Here is a 21,608-nt window from a genome sequence, read left to right on the forward strand (position 1 = left end):
GGCGGCCGTCGGTGTGGCGGGAGGGGGTGCGGGGTCCGTGCCGGGGCGGGTCAGCGGCCCCGGAGCACCATGGCCGCGTTGAAGCCGCCGCGGCCGCGGGCCAGGACGAGGGCGGTGCGCAGCCGTTCGGGCCTGCGGACCTCGGTGACCAGGTCGATCGGGCAGTCCTCGGCGGGCGGGCCGGCGTGGACGGTCGGCGGGATCACCCCGTCCCGGAGGGAGAGCAGGGCGGCGGCCAGGTCGAGGGAGGAGCCGCCGGAGGCGAGCCGGCCGGTCATGGTCTTGGGGGCGGTGACGGGGACGGCGTGCTCCCCGAAGAGGTCTGCGATGGCGCGGGCCTCGTCGCGGTCGGCGTCGCGGCGTCCGGCGGCGTCGGCGAAGACCACGTCGACGTCGGCGGGGGTGAGTCCGGCGTCGCGCAGGGCGAGCGCGGCGGCGGCGCCGAGGCGGGGGGCGCCGCCGGAGCCGGGCGGCGGGTCGAAGGTGGCGGCGTACCCGGCGACGGTGCCGTAGGGGTCGGCGCCGCGTTCCCGGGCGGCGTCGGCGTCCTCCAGGACGAGCAGGGCGCCGCCCTCGCCGACCACGTGTCCGTCGGCGTCGGCGGAGAAGGGCCGGTAGGCGCGGGCGGGGTCCTGCGCGGTGCTCAGCTCGCCGGTGGCCAGGTGGGCGGCCCAGCCCCAGGGGCAGAGCGAGGAGTCCATGCCGCCGGTGACGACCAGCCGGATGCCCTTGCGGATCTGGCGGCGTGCCTGGGCGACGGCGTCGAGTCCGCCGGCCTGCTCGCTGACGATGACGCTGTTGGGGCCGCGCATGCCGTTCTTGATGGAGATCTGGCCGCTGTTGACGGCGTAGAACCAGGCGAAGGACTGGTAGGCGCTGACGTACTGGCCGCCCTTGCTCCACAGGGCCTCCAGTTCGCGCTGGCCGAACTCGTAGCCTCCGGCGGAGTTGGCGGTGATCACTCCGGCGGCGAAGTCCGGCAGCCGTGCCGGGTCCACGTCGGCGTCGGCGAGGGCCTCGTCGGCGGCGGTGAGGGCGAGCCGGGTGACCTGGTCGGTCTGCGGGAGGAGCCGGCCGGGCAGGTGCTCGGCGGGGTCGAAGCCGGGGACCTCGCCGGCGAGCTTGGCCGGGTACTGCGCGGCGTCGAAGCGGGTGAGGGGGCGGATGCCGGTCTCGCCGCGCAGGACGGCGGCCCACCAGGCCTCGGTGCCCAGGCCGTTCGGGGCGGCGACGCCGATGCCGGTGACGACGGGTGCGGCGGGGGCGGGGGCGGGGGCGGGGGCGGGGGTCGTTGCGGTGGCGGCGCTCATGCGGCATCTCCCGGACGCGGGCGGGTCAGGATCATGGCGCTCTGGAAGCCGCCGAAGCCGCTGCCGACGCTGAGCACGGTGTCGGTGCGGTGCTCGCGGGCGGTCAGCGGGATGTAGTCCAGGTCGCAGGTCGGGTCGGGGGTGTGCAGGTTCGCGGTCGGCGGGACCGTGTTGTGCTCGATGGCGAGGGCGCTGGCGGCGACCTCCAGGGAGCCGATGGCGCCGAGGGAGTGTCCGATCATCGACTTGATGGAGCTGACGGGGACCTCGTAGGCGTGCTGTCCGAGGCTGCGCTTGAAGGCGGCCGTCTCGTGCCGGTCGTTCTGCTTGGTGCCGGAGCCGTGGGCGTTGACGTAGTCGACGGCGGTGGCGGGCAGGCGGGCCTCGTCGAGGGCGACGGTGATGGCCTCGGCCATCTCGCGGCCCTCGGCCTTCAGGCCGGTCATGTGGTAGGCGTTGCCGCGGCTGGCGAAGCCGGCGATCTCGGCGTAGACGTGGGCGCCGCGCCGGCGGGCGCTCTCCAGCTCCTCCAGGACGAGGACGGCGGAGCCCTCGCCGAGGACGAAGCCGTTGCGGGAGGCGTCGAAGGGCCGGGAGGCGGTCCCGGGGTCGTCGTTGCGCGGCGAGGTGGCCTTGATGGCGTCGAAGCAGGCCACGGTGATGGGGGAGATGGGGGCCTCGGTGGCGCCGGTGACCATCACGTCGGCGCTGCCCTCGCGGATCAGCTCGACGGCGTGGCCGATGGAGTCGAGTCCGGAGGTGCAGCCGGTGGACACCAGGGAGACGGGTCCCTGGGCACCGACCCGCCAGGCCACTTCGGCCGCCAGCGAGCTGGGGACGAAGTAGTCGAACAGGTGGGGGACGGCGAGGGTGTGGTCGACCTCCCAGGTGGAGCCGCCCCGGCTGACCGCGTCGTACTCGACGTCCAGGCCGGTGGTGCAGCCCACCGCGCTGCCGAGGGTGACGCCCGTGCGCGTCGGGTCGAGGGCCGCCGGGTCGAGGCCGCTGTCGCGGACCGCTTCGTCGGTGCTGACCAGCGCGAACTGGGCGGCCCGGTCGAGGCGTGCGACGTCCTCGGGGGTGAATCCGTGGGCGAGCGGGTCGAAGTCCACCTCGGCGGCGATCCGGGAGCGGAAGCCCGAGGCGTCGAAGAGGCTGATGGCGCGGGTCGCCGTGCGGCCGGAGGTGAGCCGGGCCCAGTACGCCTTGGTGCCCACTCCCCCGGGTGCGACCACGCCGATCCCGGTGATGACGACGCGTCGGTTCATGGGGTGTCCTTCACGGTGAGTCCTTCTTCTGAGCCGGCTTCGGCGAGCCGTGTCCGCACGGCCCTGCGCAGGGAGCCGATGACGGCGGCCACGTCCTCGTCGCTGAGGCCGGGGTGCAGGGGCAGGCGTACGGTGCGGTCGACGGCCCAGTCGCAGGCGGGCAGCCGGGGCGGCGGCTGCTCCCCGCTGGTGTCCTGGGGCCCGAACCGGTGCAGGGGGGCGTAGTGGGAGGTGGTGTCGATCTCCTCGGCGAGGAGGTCGCCGACGACCTTGTCCTTGATGGCGGGGTCTAGCTGCACCCAGTAGAGGCAGTGGGTGGTCTCCTGGCCCTCGGGCAGCGGCGGGGGCGTCAGCAGTCCCTCGGTGCCGGCCAGCTCCCGGTCGTAGCGTTCGGCGATGCGGGTGCGCCGTTCCACCATCTCGGGGAGGCGGCGCAGCTGTACCTGGCCGATGGCGGCGGTCAGGTCGTTGCCGACGATGCCGCGGCCGTACTCGGGCGGGGGCGTCCGGCCGGCCGCGGAGTCCACGGCGGCGCGGCCGAAGCTGGTGGCCCGGACCAGGCCGCGCTGGGCGAGGAGCCGGGTGCGCGCGGCCCGCTGGGGGTCCTTGGCGTACACCATGCCGCCGTCGCCGGTGACGATGACCCGGCCCGGGTCGAAGCTCCAGACGGCCAGGTCGCCGAAGGTGCCGGCGGGTACGCCGCCGACGCTGGAGGCGACGGAGCAGGCGCCGTCCTCGATCAGGAGGACGCCCAGTTCGCGGCAGCGGGCGGCGATGCGGACGACGTCTCCGGTGCGGCCGCCGTAGTGGAGGAGGAGGACCGCCCGGGTGCGCGCGGTGAGGACGGCCTCGATGTCCTCCAGGGACGGGTTGAGCGAGCGGCGGTCGACGTCGCAGAAGACCGGGCGGCCGCCGCGTCCGGCCACGGCCTCGGCGGTGGCGGGCAGGACGATGGAGGGCAGGACGACCTCGTCGCCCTCCCGGAGGTCGAGGGTCTCGACGGCCAGGTGGAGGGCGGTGGTGCCGGAGCTGGTGAAGACGACGTGGTCGGCGGGGATCCCCAGGTGTGCGGCGAAGGCCTCCTCGAAGGCCCTGGTGCGCCGCCCGTTGCCGAGCCGGCGGTCGTGGAACACCCCGGCGACCGCGTCGAGTTCCTCCGCCCCGACCTGGGGTTGAAACAGGTTGATCATGGTCGCCTCTCGCGTACGGGTGTCCGTCCGAGCTTGTGAAGAGCCGCTCGACGGCCTCTGGAGCCCCGGTGGTCCCTTCCGCCGGGGTGCGGCCCAGGGCGTTTCGAGCCCCGCTCCATCGGGGTGCCGGATGCTCCGCCTGCGTCGACATCCGAGATTCACCGAGGAGTTCACATGCCGGAGCAGGACCAGGGCCAGGCCAAGCGCGTTGCCGTCGTCACGGGCGCGACCAGCGGCATCGGCCTGGAGGTGGCCCGTACGCTGGCCGCTTCGGGGCACCGGGTGTTCATCGGTGCCCGGGACGCGGACAACGTGGCCCGGACCGTGAAGGAGCTGACCGCCGAGGGCCTGGAGGTCGACGGCGCGAGCGTGGACGTCCGCAGCGGTGAGGGCGTACGGGCCTGGATCGAGGCGGCCGTGGAGCGGTTCGGCACCATCGACGTGGTGGTCAACAACGCCGGCCGGTCGGGCGGCGGGATCACCGCGGACATCACCGACGAGCTGTGGAACGACGTCATCGAGACCAACCTCAACAGCGTCTTCCGCGTCACCCGCGAGGCCCTGAACGCGGGCGGTCTGCGGGCCAAGAACCGCGGCCGGATCATCAACATCGCCTCCACCGCCGGGAAGCAGGGCGTGGTCCTGGGCGCCCCGTACTCGGCGTCCAAGCACGGCGTGGTGGGCTTCACGAAGGCGCTGGGCAACGAGCTGGCGCCGACGGGGATCACGGTCAACGCCGTCTGCCCCGGCTACGTCGAGACGCCGATGGCCGAGCGCGTGCGCCAGGGCTACGCCGCCGCCTACGAGACCACCGAGGAGGCCGTCCTGGAGAAGTTCCAGGCCAAGATCCCCCTCGGCCGGTACTCCACGCCGCAGGAGGTCGCCGGTCTGGTGGGCTACCTGGCCTCCGACACGGCCGCCTCGATCACCTCGCAGGCCCTCAACGTCTGCGGCGGCCTCGGCAACTTCTAGCCGGTGTCCGGCGCCGGCCGCACCGTCTCAGGTGCGGGCCGGCGCCGGCTCCCCGCGGCGGGCCGTGCCGAGCAGGCCCGCCTGGAGCTGCTTGAGCTCGGCGGAGGGCTCCAGGCCCAGCTCGTCGGCGAGCAGCCCGCGCACCTTCTGGTAGGCCTGGAGGGCTTCCGCGCGGCGGCCGGCGGCTCCGAGGGCGGCGATGAGCCGGCTGTGGAACCACTCGTGGAGCGGGTAGTCGTTGATGAGCTTGCGCAGTTCGGGGATGGACTCGCGGTGCCGGCCGAGGCGCTCCTGGGCCTCGATGCGGGTCTCGAAGGCCCGGACGCGCAGCTCCTCCAGGTGGACGACGTGGCCGGCGAGGACGTCGCCGGCGGGGAAGTTCGACAGGGCGGGCCCGCGCCAGAGGTCGAGTGCCTGGCGGACGGTGCGCAGCGCCCTGGCCGGTTCGTCCTCGGCGAGTTCGTGGCGGGCCCGGGTGACGAGGCGTTCGAAGATCCGGACGTCGACGTCGGAGTCGTCGACCTGGATGGCGTAGCCGGCCGGGCTGGTGACGATCAGGCAGCGGTCGGCGGGGACCAGCCGCTCCTGGGTGAGCATCCGGCGGGCGTGGTAGACGTACGTCTGGAGCGTGGTGACGGCGCTGCGCGGCGGGTTCTCGCCCCACAGCTCCCGGATGAGGGCCTCGGCCGTGACGATCTCGCCGGGGCGGGTGAGGAGCAGCGCGAGGGTCTGGCAGACCTTGGGGGTTCCGGGCTGGTAGGTCCTGCCGTCGTCGGTGACGATCTCGAAGGGGCCGATGAGATTGAAGCGCATGGAAGAGGACTCCTCATCAGCGGGGCGGCTGGTGTCCGAAACTACGAAAAGTCTCTTGTGCGCTGAATATGCCCGTCAACGGGAGACATGTCAGAACACGGTCAAGCCGCGTCAGGTTTGAGCCACCCGGGACCGGATCCGCTCCCGGCCGCCGGATGGAGTCCAGCGGCTCCACCCGGCTCGGGGGCGGCCGTCGGCGTCAGGCCCTGTTCTCGGCGTAGGCCTTGGCGTGGCCGAGGGTGGCGCGGCTGTTGTTGCTCACCGCGGTGCGCACGTACTCCCTGGCGTCCTCGACGGTCGCCTGCTCGCCGAGGATCCCGGCGATGTTCGCCGTGTTGAGGGTGATGGTGTGCTGCGAGGACGCGGCCACGCCCTCTTCGTTCTCCGTGAAGGTCCAGTAGCCGGTGTGCAGGGTCATCAGCCCGGGCAGGGTGGTCTGCTTGTAGGCGATCTTCCGGTGGGGGAAGGTGACCCGGTAGGACTTGGTGGTGTGCAGCGAGCCGTCCTTGGCCCGGGTGTCCATCTCCAGCTCCTGCAGCCCCGGCGTGTCCTCCGCCAGCCGGACCGCCGCCACGTGCGGAAGGCGCTCCTCCCAGCGGTCGGCCTCGTTGACGAAGTCGTAGACGTCCTTCGCGGACCCGTTGATCTGCACGGTGTCCTCGAAGGAGAACGTCAGGTCCTCCGCCGCGTGCGCCAGCTCGACGTTCGTCTTCAGCGCGGCCAGCTCGGACTTCGAGTTGCGGTCCACGGCCTCGTCGATCCACGCCAGGCTGTCGGCGTCGTCGTCCACGGCCCGGTAGTCGTGCAGCAGGCGCACGCGGGACCCGCCCCCGCCGAGGGGCTCGATGATCCAGGTTCCGCCCATGGCGGCGACCGGCGGTGCCGGGACCTCCTGGCGGAAGGTGATCCGCAGGGCCCCGGGGTCCAGGGTGCGGCGGGAGGTCCAGTTCTTGGCCTCGCCGTTGGCCGTCGCCCAGATGCGGATGCGCTCCTCGTCGGGCCCGGTCGGGGTGTGGTCGACGTAGATCGTCGGGGGGAAGATCCGCGGCCAGTTCGTGACCTCGGCGATCAGGCGGTAGACGGCGGCGGCCGGAGCAGAGATCGTGATCTCGTGCTCGACCTCGCGCAGGCCGGGCTGCGACATGCTCGTGGCTCCTTGGGAGTGGGAACGGTTCGGTCGCCGGAGAACCGGCCTCCGGGGACAGCACACCGGATCTTGATGACAAGGTTCTTCGGCCGCGGGCGGCCGTTCAATGCCGCCGGCTTCAGAAGTGGGTCAGGTTCCACAAGCCCCGGTCCGGCGCCTCGCGAGGCCGCCAAGAAGAGGTCAAACGCCGGTGAACGGGCCTCGTCGGGGCCGGAGGACACCGACGGCCTCAACCACGTCATCACCGTTAACGGCGTTAACGCCGTTAACGGTGATGGACCGTTGACGGACCGCTCGGTTCAACGGACGGCCCCCACCGGCACGCCCCGGCGGGCCTCGGCGCCGCGCCATTCGACGGACCTGCGAGGTGGGGCGGCGGAGCGGGCGGCGTCCTCGATCAGGACGATGCCGAGCGCGCGGCAGCGTTCGGCGATGCGCTCCATGTCGCCCGGGTAGCCCCCGTACTGGAGGGCCACGACGGCCCTGGTCCGCTCGGTTACGGCGGGCTCGATGCCCTCCCAGGTGGAGCTGAGCGTGCCCGGGTCCACGTCGCAGAAGACCGGCCGGCCGCCGTGCGCCCGGACGGGATCGGCCGCGGCGAGGAAGCTCGGGGCCGGCAGGACGACCTCGTCGCCCTCCTGCAGGCCGAGCGCTCCGGCGGCGAGGAACATGCCCGAGGCGGCCGGGTCGGCGAAGACGGCGCGCTCGGGGGCGGCTCCGCGGTGTCCCACGAAGGCCGCCCCGAAGGATTTCGCCCGGGGCTGGAACAGGTTGATCATGTGCTGCCTCTCGCGTCGGGGTGTCATCGAGAGCTTGCTGACTTCCGCTCGACGTCCGGTCAAGTCCTGCTGGCGCCGACGTCAACTCGGCTTGTGCCCAGGGCGGACGTGGGTTCCGATGTCGATATTCGGGTTGAGAACGGCCAGGACCACGGGGGGGGGGATCTCGTGACGGAACAGGGAGTCGCGCCGCCCCGCCTGGACGAGATCGCGGACGGCGTGTTCGCGTACGTCCAGCCCGACGGGGGCTGGTGCCTGAACAACGCCGGGTACATCGCCTCGGCCGACCGGCCCGTGCTGATCGACACCGCCGCGACGCACGACCGCGCCCTGGCCCTGAAGCGGGCCGTCGCCGAGGTCGGCCCGGCGCCCCGGTTCGTCGTCAACACCCACTCGCACGGCGACCACACCTTCGGCAACTCCCTGTTCACGGACCGGGCCGTCGTCGTCGCCCACGAGGCCACGGGCGTCGAGATGGAGACCGTGGGACTGCACCTGACGACGCTCTGGCCCGAGGTGTGCTGGGGCGACCTGTCGGTGGAGCTCCCCGGGCTGACCTTCCGCGACGGGCTGCGCCTGCAGACCGGCGCGGCACAGGTCGACCTGATCGCGCTCGGCCCCGCCCACACGGCCGTCGACACGGTCGTCTGGCTGCCCGGGCAGCGCGTGCTGTTCGCCGGAGACCTGCTGATGTCGGGGGCCACCCCGTTCTGCCTGATGGGGTCGATCTCCGGCTCCCTCGAAGCGGTCGCGGCGATGCGGGCCCTCGGGCCGCGGACCATCGTGGCCGGGCACGGCCCGGTCGCGGGGCCGGAACTGCTCGACACCGCCGAGCGCTACTTCCGGTGGCTCCAGGACCTGGCCCGTGACACCGCGGCCGCCGGGCTGTCGCCGCTGGAGGCCGCGCGCGAGACCGACCTCGGCGAATGGGCGGCGCTGCTCGACTCCGAGCGACTGGTGCCCAACCTCCACCGGGCGTACGCCGAGCTCCGCGGCGCGCGGCCCGGAGCGGCCCTGGACATCGGGGAGATGTTCTCCGACATGGTCGCCTTCCACGGCCGGGTCCCGGCCTGCCACGCCTGAGCGGCGCCCCGCGCACGGCGCCCCGCGCACGGCGGTCCGGGCAGCCGCTGATCCGCCGCCGAACGCAAGACGAAGGAGAGCCGGCGATGAGCAGGCGCGTAGTGATCACCGGCATCGGCGTGCGGGCGCCGGGCGGCAACGGCCGGAAGGAGTTCTGGGGCCTGCTCACCGCGGGGCGGACCGCCACCAGGAAGATCTCGTTCTTCGACGCCTCGGGGTTCCGGTCCCGGGTCGCCGGCGAGGCCGACTTCGACGCCGAGGCCGAGGGGCTGACCCCCCGCGAGATCCGCCGCATGGACCGCTCCACCCAGTTCGCGGTGGCCGCCACCCGCGAAGCCGTCGCCGACAGCGGCCTCGACTTCGGCGGCGTCGACCCCCACCGCGTCGGCGTCAGCCTCGGCAGCGCCGTGGCCGCCGCCACCAGCCTTGAGAACGAGTACCTCGTCATGTCGGACGGCGGCCGCCGGTGGACCGCAGACCCCGGATACCTGTCCCCCCACATGTTCGACTACCTCACCCCCGGCGCCATGCCGGCCGAGGTCGCCTGGGCGGCGGGCGCCGAGGGCCCCGTGACGATGGTCTCCGACGGCTGCACCTCCGGACTCGACTCCGTCGGCCACGCCACCCGGCTGATCCGCGAGGGCAGCGCCGACGTCATGATCACCGGCGCGTCCGACACCCCGATCACCCCGATCGTCCTCGCCTGCTTCGACGCCATCAAGGCCACCACCTCACGCAACGACGACCCCGCGCACGCCTCCCGCCCCTTCGACGCCACCCGCGACGGCTTCGTCCTCGCCGAAGGCAGCGCGATGTTCGTCCTGGAGGAGTACGAGGCGGCGAGGGCCCGCGGCGCCGACGTCTACGCCGAGGTCACCGGCTACGCCACCCGCTGCAACGCGTACCACATGACCGGCCTGGAGAAGGAAGGCCGCGAAATGGCCGAAGCCATCCGCGCCGCACTCCGCGAGTCCCGCATCGACCCCACCCGGGTCGACTACGTCAACGCGCACGGCTCGGGCACCAGGCAGAACGACCGCCACGAGACCGCCGCCTTCAAACGGGCCCTCGGCAGCCACGCCCACGACGTCCCGGTCAGCAGCATCAAGTCCATGATCGGCCACTCCCTCGGCGCCGTCGGCTCCATCGAGATCGCCGCCTGCGCCCTCGCGATCAAGCACGACATCGTGCCCCCCACCGCGAACCTCACCACCCCCGACCCGGAATGCGACCTCGACTACGTCCCCCTGACCGCCCGGGGGCACCGCACCGACACCGTCCTCACCGTCGGCAGCGGCTTCGGCGGGTTCCAGAGCGCGATGGTCCTCCGCGCCCCCGCAGGAGCGGTCCGATGACCCGTACGGTGATCACCGGGCTGGGCGTCGCCGCCCCCGACGGCCTGGGGCACGAGAACCACTGGAAGTCCGTCCTGGCCGGCAGCTCCGGCATCGCCCCGGTCACCGGCTTCGACACCTCCGGCTACCCGGCCGTGCTGGCCGGGCAGATCGACGACTTCGTGGACGCCGAGCACATCCCTGGCCGGCTGCTCCCGCAGACCGACCGCTCCACCCGGCTGGGCCTCGCGGCCGCCGACTGGGCCCTGGCCGACGCGGGCGTCGGGACCGGCGACCTGGCCGACCACCGGATGGGCGTGGTCACCTCCAGCGCCCTCGGCGGCTTCGAGTTCACCCACCGCGAGTTCCGCAGCCTCTGGAACCAGGGCCCGGCGTACGTCTCCGCCTACGAGTCCTTCGCCTGGTTCTACGCGGTCAACACCGGCCAGATCTCCATCCGCCACAAGATGCGCGGCCCCGGCGCCGCCCTGGTCGGCGAGCAGGCCGCGGGCCTGGACGCGCTCGGCCACGCCCGGCGCACCGTCCGGGCCGGCACCGCGCTGGTCGTCGCGGGCGGTGTCGACTCGGCGTTCGACCCGTGGGGGTACCTCTCCCAGCTGGCCGGCGGCCTGGTCACGCCCTGCGCCGACCCCGAGCGCGGCTACCTGCCCTTCGACGCCGCGGCCTCGGGGTACGTGCCCGGCGAGGGCGGCGCGATGCTCGTCGTCGAGGACGCGGACAACGCCCGCGCCCGCGGCGCCCGGCAGATCTACGGCGAACTGTCCGGGTACGCCGCCGGCTTCGACCCGGCCCCCGGCTCGGACCGCGGCCCCGCCCTGGGCCGGACCGCGCGGGCGGCCGTCGCGGACGCCGGGCTCACCCCGGCCGACATCGACGTCGTGTTCGCCGACGGGGCGGGCGTACCGCACCTGGACGCCGCCGAGGCCGAGGCCCTCACCGCGCTGTTCGGGCCGCGCGGAGTCCCGGTCACCGTGCCCAAGGCGCTCACCGGGCGCCTGTACGGGGGCGGCGGGCCGCTGGACGTCGCCACGGCCCTGCTCGCGCTGCGCGACGGGGTCGTCCCGCCCACCTACGGCCTGTCCGGGCCGCCCGAGGCGTACGGCATCGACCTGGTGCGCGGCGAGGCACGGGAGCTGCCCCTGCGCCACGCGCTGGTCCTCGCCCGCGGCCGGCACGGCTTCAACTCCGCGGTCGTCCTGACGGCCTTCGACAACTGAGCACCTCCGCCCCCCTCTGACGCCAGGAGACTCGACCATGACCACCACCACGGCCGGCCGCTCCGCCGTATCGAGCGACCTCTACCTGCGGGTCCAGCACTTCTACGCGCACCAGATGCAGCACCTCGACTCCGGCAGGTTCGAGGAGTACGCCGCCACCTTCACCGAGGACGGCGAGTTCCAGCACTCCCCGGGCGCCGGGCCGGCCCGTACCCGGGCCGGGATCGTCCGCGAGCTCGTCGAGTTCCACAAGCGGTTCGAAGACGACCCGGTGCAGCGCCGCCACTGGTTCAACCACATCGCGCTGGAGCTCCAGGAGGACGGCACGGTCTCCTCGACCGCCTACGCGCTCGTGGTGAGCGTCCGCCCCGGCGGCAAGCCCGACATCGCCCCCAGCTGCGTCGTCCACGACACCATCGTCGACGGCCCGGAGGGCATCCGGCTGAAGTCCCGCCGCGTCACCCACGACCAGCACTTCCAGCCCCCGTTTTCTTGATCCTTCTTACCGGTCCGGGGTTGACCTCAACTCCGCTTGAGGTCCTACGTTCGTCACCAGGGCCTCGACGGGCCGGCTGAACAGCACTTTTACTGAGGAGCGTTGACAATGAAGGCTGCGGCATTCCACGCGTTCGGCGGACCGGAGGTCCTGGAACTGCTCGACGTGCCCACCCCCGTGGCGGGGCCCGGCGAGGTCCGGATCCGGGTGAAGGCGGCGGGTACCCAGCCGACCGACTGCGCGGTGCGCACCGGATGGAGCCCGCCCGGTGTCACGATCACGTTCCCGCACGTCACGGGCGGTGACTTCGCCGGTGTCGTGGACCAGGTCGGCGAGGGCGTCACGGGCCTCGCGGTGGGCGACGAGGTGCTCGGGTACCGCCTCCAGGGCACGTACGCCGAATACCTGACGGTGCCGGCGGAGCAGGTCGTCGCCAAGCCGGCCGGTGTCCCGTGGGAGGTCGCCGGGTCCCTGTCCGCCTCCGGCCAGACGGCGCACACCGTCCTGGAGGACCTGAAGGTGTCCGCGGGCGAGACCGTGCTGATCAACGGGGCTTCGGGCGGCGTCGGCACCATCGCGGTGCAGCTGGCCGTACTGCGGGGCGCCAAGGTCATCGCCACCGGCCGGGAGGACAACCACGCGTACCTGCGCGAGCTCGGCGCGGTACCGGTGGCGTACGGCGAGGGACTCGCCGACCGCGTCCGGGCCCTCGCCCCGGAGGGCGTCGACGCCGCCCTGGACACGGCCAGCGCCGAGGGCCTGCGGGTGGCTGCGGAGCTGGTGGCGGACAAGGACCGGGTCGGCACCATCTTCGCCTTCGGGGTCCACGAGGAGCTCGGCGTGCGCTGGCTGAACAGCCGGCGCAACGCCCAGCGGCTCGGCGAGCTGGCCGCCCTGGTGGACAGCGGGAAGCTGCGCGTCCACGTCCGCCGGACCCTCCCCCTGGCCCAGGCCGCCGAGGCGCACCGCGAGCTGGAGACCGGCCACGGCCGCGGCAAGATCGTCCTGCTCACCGACTGAGCCGTCCCGCCCCTCCCCCACCCGAAGCCGTCACAGGAACAGAGACTGAACAGAAAGAGGTACCCCGTGTCCGACAACCCGCTCAAGGTCGGTGTCCTGGTCGGCAGCGTCCGCACCGGCCGCTTCGCCGACAAGGTCTCCCGCTGGTTCGTGGCCGAGGCCGCCCGGCGCGACGACATGGAGGTCCACGTCATCGACCTGTCGGAGCCCGCGCTCGTGGAGGAGCTCAAGCTCAGCCTCGACCCGCTCGGCACCCCCGCCGCGACTCCCCGCCTGGCGGCCCGGATCGACGCCCTCGACGCGTTCGTCGTGATCACCCCGGAGTACAACCACGGCTACCCGGCCTCGCTGAAGCTGGCCATCGACTACGTCTACGCCGAGTGGCGCGCCAAGCCGGTGGCCTTCGTCTCCTACGGCGGCGTCGCGGGCGGCCTGCGCGCCGTCGAGCAGCTGCGGCAGGTCTTCGCCGAGGTGCACGCCGTGACGGTCCGCGACACCGTCAGCTTCCACAATCCCTGGCAGCGCTTCGACGACGAGGGCCGGCTGCTCGACGACGACGGCGGCAGCTCGAAGGCGGCCTCGGTCCTCCTCGACCAGCTCGCCTGGTGGGGCGTCACGCTGCGCGAGGGACGCGCGGCGCGCCCGTACGGGGCCTGAACCACGACCGGCCGGCCGGCCGCGGTGCCGGAACGGAACGGGACGGAACGGAAAAAGCGGCCACCCCGCCGGATTCCTCCGACGGGGTGGCCGCTTCGGCGTCACCTGTCCGCGATCACTCGCCGAGCAGGTAGCGGATGTGCTTGACCAGCTCGCCGATGTCCTCGCGCAGCAGGCTGTAGTGGTCGGCTTCGAGCTCGATGACCGTCGGCGGCTCGGCCGAGTAGCCGCTGCTGTTCTCCAGGAACGAGTAGTCGTCGCCCACGGCCTTGAAGATGCTGATCGGCGCCTGGAGGGTGCGCTCGGCCAGCTCGTGGAAGGAGTACTCGAACTCGTAGGTCTGGCCCACGACCGAGATGATCCGCCGGGCGAGGTCGACGTCGATGCCCTTGAGCTCGCTGATGAACTCGGCGAAGGACGCCTCGTCCGTCACGGTCTCCAGGCACCGGTCGAGGTCCGGGCCGGAGATGGTGCCGGTGAACACCGAGAAGAGGATCGTGGTGTAGCCGCGGTTGGCGAAGGACGCCTCGCGGCCCCACACCTTGCCGTTCTCGGCGCGCACCTTCGGCGAGCCCGGGGCGACCAGGAAGAGGTTGTCCACCTTCTCGCCGGCCTGCTCCAGCTGGTAGGCGGTCTCGAAGGCCACGCGGGCGCCGAAGGAGTAGCCCCACAGGGTGTAGGGGCCGGTCGGCTGGATCTCCTTGAGGGCCTCGATGTCCTTCCTGGCCATCTCGGTGATGGTCTCGTACGGGGTCTCGCCCTCGTTGATGCCGAAGGACTGGACGCCGTAGAACGAGCGGCCGAGGCCGATCTCGCCGGCCAGGCTGCGCAGGTTCATCGGGTAGCCGCCCAGACCCGGCCAGCAGATCACGGGCCGGGCCTTGCCGGTCTCCGCGTGCAGGCGGACGAAGCGCGAGGACTCCTGGGCGACCTCGCGCTCCAGGCGGCGGGCCAGCTTCTCGATGGTCGGGGACTCCAGGACGCTCTGCAGCGGCAGGGAGACGCCCAGGCGCGAGTTGAGCTCGCGGACGAGGCTGACGGCGATGAGCGAGTTGCCGCCCGACTCGAAGAAGTCGTCCTGGACGGAGGCGTTCTCGCGGCGCAGGGCCTTCTCCCAGACGCCGGCGATCTCCTTCTCGGTCTCCGTGCGCGGGGCGACGAAGGGGCGCTCCACGAGCTCGGCGTTGACCTGGTCGGAGACGGCGAGCGCCTTGACGTCGATCTTGCCGTTGGCGGACAGCGGCAGCCGGTCGAAGACCACGACCCGGTTGGGGATCATGTAGTCCGGGAGGAAGCTGACGAGGTCGTCGCGGATGAGCTCGGCGGGACCGCGCATGTGGACGCTGTCCTCGCGCATGCCCTCGTGGCCGAGCTGCTCGTCGCTGACGCGGCCGCCGACGAAGAAGTACATCGGACCGCCCTCGACGCCGTTCTCGGCGAGGACCGCGTCCATGCGGCGCGAGGCGGGCAGCGGGTTGCCGGTCTTGGAGCTGTAGCCGGAGGACATGAAGCCCAGGTTCAGCCCGTTCATCATCAGGTGCTGGAGCTTCTTGCCGAGGGTGATGTACTTCAGCCACTCCTCCTCGGCGCGGCTGAAGACGCTGATGCCGAAGCTGGCGGCCTGGTAGACCGACTGGTTGATCGCGATGACGTGCTTCTTGAGGACGATGTCGTCCGAGAAGCGGGTCAGCGCGCCGTTCTCGTAGCGGTACTGGCCCTCGGGCAGGCCGGCGACCTTGCCGCCGTGCGTCTGGACGTAGACCTCGGCGTGGTCCTCGCGCGGGCCCTCGTTCGGGACCAGCTCGAAGGTGCCCAGGTAGTAGTCCTCGTCGGCGACGTCGAGCAGCTCGCGGACGGCCGGGTCGTAGGCGCTGTCCTGCACGTCGAGGCCGTAGGCCGGCAGGATCTGCTCGAAGAGGCCGAGGATGTGGCCGGTCTCGATCTCCAGGACTTCCTGGATGTTGTTCTTGTAGACCGGCTCGATGCCGCTCTTCTTGCCGATGAAGTGGATCTGCGCCGTGGGCCTGCCGGTGGCGGCCCGCTCGCTGATCAGGACGAGCTGGTGGCGGACCGGCTGGTAGTAGTAGTAACCGGGCTTCAGCCCGCCGACGCCCTCCAGCTCGAAGTACATCTGCGTCGCGTACAGCGCGCCCGGGGAGGCGTAGCCGTACTTCGGGAGCAGGCGCTCCTCGCTGATGTACTGGCCGAACCAGCGCAGGATCTGGCCCAGTTCGGAGGGGGCCAGGTCGGCCGCCTTGCGCGAGTAGGCCGCGGTGACCTTGGAGCCGAGGAGCTTCAGCAGGTCGTCCTGGGTGACCGCGCCGCCCTCGTAGAAGCGGTAGGTCTTGCGGGCGAAGACCCGGGCGCGCTGCTCGGGGGTGGGCTCGGAGCCCTCCAGGTCGAAGGCCGGGCGGGCGGCGAGCTCGGTGTCGTCGCGCAGGCCCGGGTTGGACAGCTGCGCCTTGACCTGGAGCTTGCTCTTCTTCGAGGCGTGGTGGGAGCCGTGGTTGCCCTGGTCCATCAGGGCGGCTTCCTTCTCGCTCAGCTCGATGCAGGCGATCAGGTTCTGGAAGCCGGTGCGGCCGTCGTTCTTGACGATGACGGCGGCGTTGCGGACCCAGTCGTGGTTCTCGATGGCGAGGGATATCTCGTCCAGCTCGACGCGGTAGCCGCGCAGCTTGACCTGGTTGTCGGCGCGGCCGGCGAACTGCACGGTGCCGTCGGCGTTCCACTGGCCGAGGTCGCCCGTCTTGTACAGGCGGACGGGCGCGGCGCCCTCCTCCAGCTCGATGTTCAGGAAGCGCTCGGCGGTCAGGTCGTCGCGGTGCAGGTAGCCGCGGGCCAGCTGGATGCCGCCGATGTACAGCTCGCCGATCTCGCCGACGCCGACCGGCTTGAGGGTGTCCTTGTCGAGGATGTGGTACGTGGTGCCGTGGACCGGGGCGCCGATGGAGATGGACTGCGGGCCCTCGTCCAGCTCGGCGGGGTCGACCACGAACGAGGACGAGTTGATGGTGGTCTCGGTCGGGCCGTAGACGTTGATGAGGGCCCGGCCCGGCATCTCCTGCGTGGCCTGGATCGCCAGCAGGCGGGAGAGGGCCTCGCCGCCGCTGAAGATCTGCTGCAGGGAGGTGCACTCGGGGAACTTCTCGGTGTCGATCAGGCCCTGGAGCAGCGTCGGGACGCACTGGAGGGTGGTCACGCCGTGCTTGACGATGGTCTCGATGAGGCCCTCGGGGTCGGCGTAGACGCCGGGGGCGCCCATGACGACGGTGGCGCCGTTGGCCGGGGAGAGGATCTCCCACTGGGCGGCGTCGAAGCTCATCGGGGTCTTCTGCAGGATGACCTTGCTGCGGTCGATGGCGTAGGTCTCGCGCAGCCAGCCGAGCTGGTTGACGACGCTGCGGTGCTCGATCATCACACCCTTCGGCTTGCCCGTGCTGCCGGAGGTGTAGATGACGTACGCGAGGGTGTCCGGGCGGGCGTCGCCGCCGGCGGCGGGGGCCTCCTGGCCCTCGGGGCGGACGAAGGCCTCGGACTCGCGCAGGGTCACGATGGCGACGTCCTGGGGGGCGAGTTCGCGCAGGCGGGACACCAGGCGCTGCTGCGCCAGGATGATCTTCGTCTCGCTGTTCTCGATCATGTAGCGGAGCCGGTCCTCGGGGTACTCCGGGGAGAGCGGCAGGTAGGCGGCGCCGGCGCCCAGGATGCCCCACGCGCCGACCATGAGGTCGATGGACGGCTCGACGAAGAGGCCGACGCAGTGGTCCGCCGAGACGCCGAGGTGCCCCAGGTAGTCGGCCAGGGCCGAGCTTCTGGACGCCAGCTCGCGGAAGGTGAGCTTCTCATCCCGGTAGGCGACGGCGACCGCCTCGGGGTGCTCGGCGACGCGCTCGGCGAGCAGGGCGGGCAAGGTGGTGGTGCCGCGCAGGGTGGGCTCGAGCACGCTGGTCTCCTGAAGAGTCATTTCCCGCTTCCTTAAGTTCCGTTGTGGAGCAGCGGGCGCCGTCGAACGCCCCCGCGAACCGGGCTGCGCGCAGCGGCGGCCCGGTGTCAGTGGCCGGGTTGACTGCCCGGCCGGATGAAACCGAAGAACTGAGGGGCGCAAGGCAGAGCCTCACCACCCGGAAGAACCGGAACGGCGCGGTGCGTGCTGCGGCCGCCTCCCCCAACGGACGGACCGGGCCCCCATCGACCCCGCCCGTCCGGGCGATCACCGGCTCCGCAGGAGCCGGGTTACAGATCCGTTCTCGAACACCTCTCGCGAGGCGCCCGCGATGAGCGGGGCGATCGACAGGACTGTCACCTTGTCGAGGCCCAGTGATCCGGGCACCGGAAGGGTGTCCGTGAAGACGAACTCGCTGACGCGCGAGTTCTTCAGGCGGTCCGCGGCGGGGCCGGAGAGCACCCCGTGCGTGGCCGCCACGATGACGTCCCGCGCGCCCTGGGCGAACAGGGCGTCGGCGGCGGCGCAGATCGTGCCGCCGGTGTCGATCATGTCGTCGACCAGGACGCAGACCCGGTCGCGGACCTCGCCGACCACCTCGTGGGCCGTGACCTGGTGGGCCACGTCCTTGTCGCGCCGCTTGTGCACGATGGCCAGCGGAGCGCCGAGGCGGTCGCACCAGCCGTCGGCCACGCGTACGCGGCCGGCGTCGGGCGACACGACGGTGAGGTCCGCCGGGTCCACCTTGGAGGCGATGTGGTCCGCGAGCACCGGCATGGCGAACAGGTGGTCCACCGGCCCGTCGAAGAACCCCTGGATCTGGTCGGCGTGCAGGTCGACCGTCAGGATCCGGTCCGCACCCGCGGTCTTGAGCAGGTCCGCCACCAGGCGGGCCGAGATGGGTTCCCGGCCGCTGTGCTTGCGGTCCTGTCGCGCGTACCCGTAGAAGGGAAGGATCACGGTGATGCTGCGGGCCGAGGCCCGCTTCAACGCGTCGACCATGATGAGGTGTTCCATGATCGACTTGTTGACCGGTGCCGTGTGGCTCTGGATCACGAAGCAGTCCGCGCCGCGCACGGAGGCGTGGTAGCGGATGTAGATCTCGCCGTTGGCGAAGTCGATCGCCTTCGTCGGGACCAGTTCCGTGCCCAGTTCGGCCGCGATGGCCCGGGCCAGCGCGGGGTGTGCGCGTCCCGAGAAGAGCAGCATCTGTCCGGAGTCGCTCACGCGGCGAGCTCCGCGAGGTGTGCGCGGTGCGCGACGGCCAGGCGGCCGGCGGCCTCGGCGCAGGAGGCGAGGACGGCCATGTTGGCCTTGGCGGAACGGCCGTCCGTGGCCGCGTCGACGGCCCGCATCAGGTACTTGGTGATGGCCTGGCCGGACACCCCGTCCCGGGCCGCTTCGGCGACGGCGGCGCGGATGGCCGTGTCCACCTCGGCGGAGTCGATGGCGTCCTCCTCCCTGACCGGGGTGGTGATCAGGAAGGAGCTGTTGTTGCCGAGGGCCCAGTGGGCCTCGACCGCGCGGGCGATGACCCGTTCGTCGTCCAGGCGGTGGGGCGCCTTGTGGCCGCTCGTACGGCAGTAGAACGCGGGGAAGTCGTCCGAGCGGTAGGCGACGACGGGGACGCACTGCGTCTCCAGGTACTCCAGGGTCAGACCGAGGTCGAGGATCATCTTCGCGCCCGCGCAGACGACGGCGACCTTGGAGCGGGTGAACTGGATCAGGTCCGAGGACACGTCCCAGGTCTCCTGTGCGCCGCGGTGCACGCCGCCGATGCCGGCGGAGGAGAAGAACGGGATCCCCGCGAGCTCCGCCGCCACGACCGAGGAGGCCACGGTGGTGGCGCCCGGGCCGCCCTGCGCCAGCACGACGGGCAGGTCCCGGCTGGACACCTTGGGGATGCCCGGCAGGGAGGCGAAGCGCTCGATGTCCGCCTCGGACATCCCGACGCGGATCGCGCCGGCCTCGATGCAGATCGTCGCGGGCACCGCGCCGCCGGAGCGTACCGCGTCCTCCACCTTGCGGGCGGTGGCGGCGTTGTCCGGGTAGGGCAGCCCGTGGGTGATGACGTTGCTCTCCAGGGCGACGACGGCCTTGCCCTCGTGGAGGGCCTCGCGGACCTCCTCCGTGTAGACGACGGGGACGCCGTTGCTTGCGCTCATCGGGATGTCTCTCAACTCTCGTTCATGTAACCGGGCCGCCTGACCTGCTGGTCCGGGCGGGCCGCTATCTCGGCGAGGACCTGGGCCTGCCAGTCCTCCGGTGTGACCGGCTCCAGGGAGATCGAGACGGCGTCCTCGCCGAGGGCGAAGGTCCGCGTCACGGCGGCCGTCACCGCCTCGTCGATCTCCCTGAGCTGCTCGGCCGTGAAGTCCCTCGGGTAGTGCCGGATGTGGATGTGGGGCACGGACTCGGTCCTTCCACGGTTCGGGGTCAGGAGGTGGGCGGCACACCGCGGACGGGGGAGGCCACGGTGTGCCACCACCGCTCCCCACCCTGCTCCAGGGGGCAGGCCGGGCGGGGAGTCGTGGGCGGGGATCCGTCGCGTTACGCCTTGACGGATTCCCGCGAGGCCGGCCGGACCGGATCCGGTCCGGGCTCGGGATCGGTCTCGGGATCGGGCTGCTGCTTGGCCTGCCTCGGCTGGGCCAGGACCACCGACGCGACCACCGTCAGCGCTCCGAGGATCTGGAGCGGCGACAGCGCCTGGTCGAGGACGAACCAGCCGAGCAGGGTGGCCGTCAGGGGCGAGCCGAAGCTCAGGAACGACACGGTGAGCGCGGGCAGCCTCTGCACCCCGCGGAACCAGATCGCATAGGCGACCAGGGCCCCGATGATGCCGAGGTAGGCGAAGCCCCAGAGGTTCTCCGCGGTGATCTCGCCGGGCAGTCCCTCGCCGATCAGCGCGATCGGCAGCAGGACCAGGCCGCCGACGGTGAGCTGCCAGCCAGTGAAGGGCAGCAGGCCCACCCCCTCGGGGCGTCCCCAGCGCTTGGTCAGCACGATGCCGGAGGCCATGCTGAGCGCGCCCAGCAGACCGGCGATGACACCGGTGACGTTGAGCCCGGCGTTCGGCTGGAGCACGAGCAGGGCCACGCCGGCCGTGCCGAGGGCACAGCCGATCACGTGGATCCGCTTGATCCGCTCCTTCAGCAGCACCGCGCCGAGCACCAGCACGATCATCGGCTGGATGGCCATCACCAGCGCCGCGACGCCGCCCGGGAGGTGGTAGGCGGCCACGAAGAGCAGGTAGAAGAAGGCGCCGATGTTCAGCACGCCGAGCACCAGGGCGCGCCACCACCAGATGCCCTTCGGCAGCACCCGCCCGACGAGCAGCAGGATCAGGCCGGCGGGCAGGGCGCGGAGCAGTGCGGAGAGCAGGGGTCTGCCCTCGGGCAGCAGCTCCGTGGTGACCAGGTACGTCGACCCCCAGACCACCGGCGCGAGCACGGTGAGCGCGGAGTCCCCGAGTGAACGGCTGCCCTTCATCAGGCCGCTGCCGAATCGGTCGTGCCGAAGTAGCGGTCGCCGAAGTCGCCGATCCCCGGGATCATGAACGCGTTCTCGTTGAGGCGCTCCTCGACCGACGAGGTGACGATCTTGACGTGCGGGTGCTCGGCATGGACGGCCGCGATGCCCTCGGGCGCCGCGAGCAGGTTGACGAAGACGATGTTCTCCTCACGCACGCCTGCCTCCAGGAGTACTTCGATGGCCATGTTGGCGCTGCCGCCGGTGGCCAGCATCGGCTCCAGGGCGAGCACGTGCCGGCGGGCGATGTCGTCGGGGAAGTTCTTGTAGTACAGGTGCGGAAGCTTGGTGACCTTGTGCCGCTGGATGAGGAGCTTCCCGACGGTGATGTCGGGGATGACCTGGCGCAGCTCGTCGAGCATGGAGTCACCGGCCCGGATCACGGGCACGGCGCACAGTTTGGTGCCGAACTTCAGTCCGTCGTACGTCTCACCGACCGGCGTGACGGCCGCGTGCTCGTCGAACGGCAGCTGGTCGAGCGCCGATTCGAGCAGGAGGCGGATGATGCGCCGGGAGTAGAACACGAAGTCCGAGCGGGAGGCCCCGCGGTCTCGGATGATCGTGTGCATGGCCCGCAGCTGCTTGGTCTGCGGCAGCGGGTGGACGTTGTGGTGGCCGGTCGCCATGAGAAACCTGCTTCTCGTCGGTCGTGGAGACGGGCTGCGGCCGGGCCCGGGCCCGGAGGGGCGCGGGGGCCGCAACCGTTTGGTCGGGTCCGAGGTCAGGCGTCGGTTCTCTCGGCGTCGATGACGGTGCCGGCCTGCGCCGGGTCCTTCACGTCGCTCATGCGCGTTCCTCTTCGGGAGGGTTCGGATGGATCGCAA

General features: G+C 71.9%; 19 protein-coding genes. 7 read left to right on the top strand and 12 right to left on the bottom strand.

All coding sequences use genetic code 11. The annotated features are described in order from the left end of the window. Positions 1-50 precede the first annotated feature (50 nt). The 3 genes from ACQKM2_RS27160 to ACQKM2_RS27170 are packed head-to-tail and all read right to left on the bottom strand — an operon-like array spanning position 51 to position 3,768. Positions 51-1,310: a ketosynthase chain-length factor gene (locus ACQKM2_RS27160; RefSeq protein WP_427714308.1), complete on the bottom strand. Its 1,260-nt coding sequence runs from the start codon at positions 1,308-1,310 to the stop codon at positions 51-53. Beyond that, the gene (locus tag ACQKM2_RS27165) at positions 1,307-2,578 is read right to left on the bottom strand and encodes a beta-ketoacyl-[acyl-carrier-protein] synthase family protein (protein ID WP_427714311.1); all 1,272 of its coding nucleotides are present in this window, start codon (positions 2,576-2,578) and stop codon (positions 1,307-1,309) included. Before ACQKM2_RS27165 ends, ACQKM2_RS27160 begins: the two co-directional genes overlap by 4 nt. Then, a complete protein-coding gene (locus ACQKM2_RS27170; protein WP_427714314.1) occupies positions 2,575-3,768 on the bottom strand; it encodes a DegT/DnrJ/EryC1/StrS family aminotransferase in 1,194 nt (397 codons plus the stop codon). The genes ACQKM2_RS27165 and ACQKM2_RS27170 overlap by 4 nt, the downstream gene beginning before the upstream one ends. A gap of 174 nt (positions 3,769-3,942) precedes the next feature. Between ACQKM2_RS27170 and fabG the strand changes: the two genes are divergently transcribed. Next, positions 3,943-4,740, top strand: coding sequence for a 3-oxoacyl-ACP reductase FabG (fabG, locus tag ACQKM2_RS27175; protein WP_427714317.1), 798 nt, complete (start codon positions 3,943-3,945; stop codon positions 4,738-4,740). Positions 4,741-4,767: 27 nt separating this feature from the next. On the opposite strand, the gene ACQKM2_RS27180 is transcribed toward fabG, so the two are convergent. From ACQKM2_RS27180 to ACQKM2_RS27190, 3 genes are all read right to left on the bottom strand, one after another. Beyond that, on the bottom strand, positions 4,768-5,553 hold the full coding sequence (locus ACQKM2_RS27180; RefSeq protein ID WP_427714320.1) for an AfsR/SARP family transcriptional regulator: 786 nt from the start codon (positions 5,551-5,553) through the stop codon (positions 4,768-4,770). Between the two features lie 199 nt (positions 5,554-5,752). After that, entirely contained in the window at positions 5,753-6,697 is a 945-nt protein-coding gene (locus ACQKM2_RS27185) for an aromatase/cyclase (RefSeq protein WP_427714322.1), read from the bottom strand. 302 nt (positions 6,698-6,999) lie between these two features. Further along, positions 7,000-7,479: a DegT/DnrJ/EryC1/StrS family aminotransferase gene (locus ACQKM2_RS27190; protein WP_427714325.1), complete on the bottom strand. Its 480-nt coding sequence runs from the start codon at positions 7,477-7,479 to the stop codon at positions 7,000-7,002. 168 nt (positions 7,480-7,647) lie between these two features. On the opposite strand from ACQKM2_RS27190, the gene ACQKM2_RS27195 reads away from it, so the two are divergent. The 6 genes from ACQKM2_RS27195 (at position 7,648) to ACQKM2_RS27220 (ending at position 13,307) form a co-directional block, all read left to right on the top strand. Continuing rightward, positions 7,648-8,562, top strand: coding sequence for an MBL fold metallo-hydrolase (locus ACQKM2_RS27195; RefSeq protein ID WP_427714328.1), 915 nt, complete (start codon positions 7,648-7,650; stop codon positions 8,560-8,562). 86 nt (positions 8,563-8,648) lie between these two features. Continuing rightward, positions 8,649-9,917: a beta-ketoacyl-[acyl-carrier-protein] synthase family protein gene (locus ACQKM2_RS27200; protein WP_427714331.1), complete on the top strand. Its 1,269-nt coding sequence runs from the start codon at positions 8,649-8,651 to the stop codon at positions 9,915-9,917. Continuing rightward, entirely contained in the window at positions 9,914-11,134 is a 1,221-nt protein-coding gene (locus tag ACQKM2_RS27205; RefSeq protein ID WP_427714333.1) for a ketosynthase chain-length factor, read from the top strand. Before ACQKM2_RS27200 ends, ACQKM2_RS27205 begins: the two co-directional genes overlap by 4 nt. Positions 11,135-11,171: 37 nt before the next feature. Then, the gene (locus ACQKM2_RS27210) at positions 11,172-11,630 is read left to right on the top strand and encodes a nuclear transport factor 2 family protein (protein ID WP_427714335.1); all 459 of its coding nucleotides are present in this window, start codon (positions 11,172-11,174) and stop codon (positions 11,628-11,630) included. A 108-nt stretch (positions 11,631-11,738) separates the two neighbouring features. After that, positions 11,739-12,650, top strand: coding sequence for an NADP-dependent oxidoreductase (locus ACQKM2_RS27215; RefSeq protein ID WP_427714338.1), 912 nt, complete (start codon positions 11,739-11,741; stop codon positions 12,648-12,650). A 66-nt stretch (positions 12,651-12,716) separates the two neighbouring features. Further along, positions 12,717-13,307, top strand: a complete 591-nt coding sequence (locus ACQKM2_RS27220; protein ID WP_427714340.1) for an NADPH-dependent FMN reductase — start codon at positions 12,717-12,719, stop codon at positions 13,305-13,307. Positions 13,308-13,422: 115 nt separating this feature from the next. Here ACQKM2_RS27220 and ACQKM2_RS27225 read toward each other — a convergent pair whose 3' ends face one another. The 6 genes from ACQKM2_RS27225 to upp all read right to left on the bottom strand — a co-directional run bounded on the left by ACQKM2_RS27225 (position 13,423) and on the right by upp (position 21,410). Further along, positions 13,423-17,274: an amino acid adenylation domain-containing protein gene (locus ACQKM2_RS27225; RefSeq protein WP_427714342.1), complete on the bottom strand. Its 3,852-nt coding sequence runs from the start codon at positions 17,272-17,274 to the stop codon at positions 13,423-13,425. 246 nt (positions 17,275-17,520) lie between these two features. Next, complete coding sequence (locus tag ACQKM2_RS27230) at positions 17,521-18,462, bottom strand: ribose-phosphate diphosphokinase (RefSeq protein ID WP_427714444.1); 942 nt, start codon at positions 18,460-18,462, stop codon at positions 17,521-17,523. A gap of 14 nt (positions 18,463-18,476) precedes the next feature. Then, on the bottom strand, positions 18,477-19,418 hold the full coding sequence (locus ACQKM2_RS27235; protein ID WP_427714344.1) for a pseudouridine-5'-phosphate glycosidase: 942 nt from the start codon (positions 19,416-19,418) through the stop codon (positions 18,477-18,479). A gap of 11 nt (positions 19,419-19,429) precedes the next feature. After that, the gene (locus ACQKM2_RS27240) at positions 19,430-19,663 is read right to left on the bottom strand and encodes a tautomerase family protein (protein ID WP_427714345.1); all 234 of its coding nucleotides are present in this window, start codon (positions 19,661-19,663) and stop codon (positions 19,430-19,432) included. A gap of 140 nt (positions 19,664-19,803) precedes the next feature. After that, the gene (locus ACQKM2_RS27245; RefSeq protein WP_427714348.1) at positions 19,804-20,745 is read right to left on the bottom strand and encodes an EamA family transporter; all 942 of its coding nucleotides are present in this window, start codon (positions 20,743-20,745) and stop codon (positions 19,804-19,806) included. Then, on the bottom strand, positions 20,745-21,410 hold the full coding sequence (gene upp / locus ACQKM2_RS27250) for a uracil phosphoribosyltransferase (RefSeq protein ID WP_427714350.1): 666 nt from the start codon (positions 21,408-21,410) through the stop codon (positions 20,745-20,747). The genes ACQKM2_RS27245 and upp overlap by 1 nt, the downstream gene beginning before the upstream one ends. Positions 21,411-21,608: the final 198 nt, after the last annotated feature.

This window comes from Streptomyces sp. NPDC004126, assembly GCF_050275515.1.
In the GTDB taxonomy this organism is placed as follows: Bacteria; Actinomycetota; Actinomycetes; order Streptomycetales; family Streptomycetaceae; genus Streptomyces.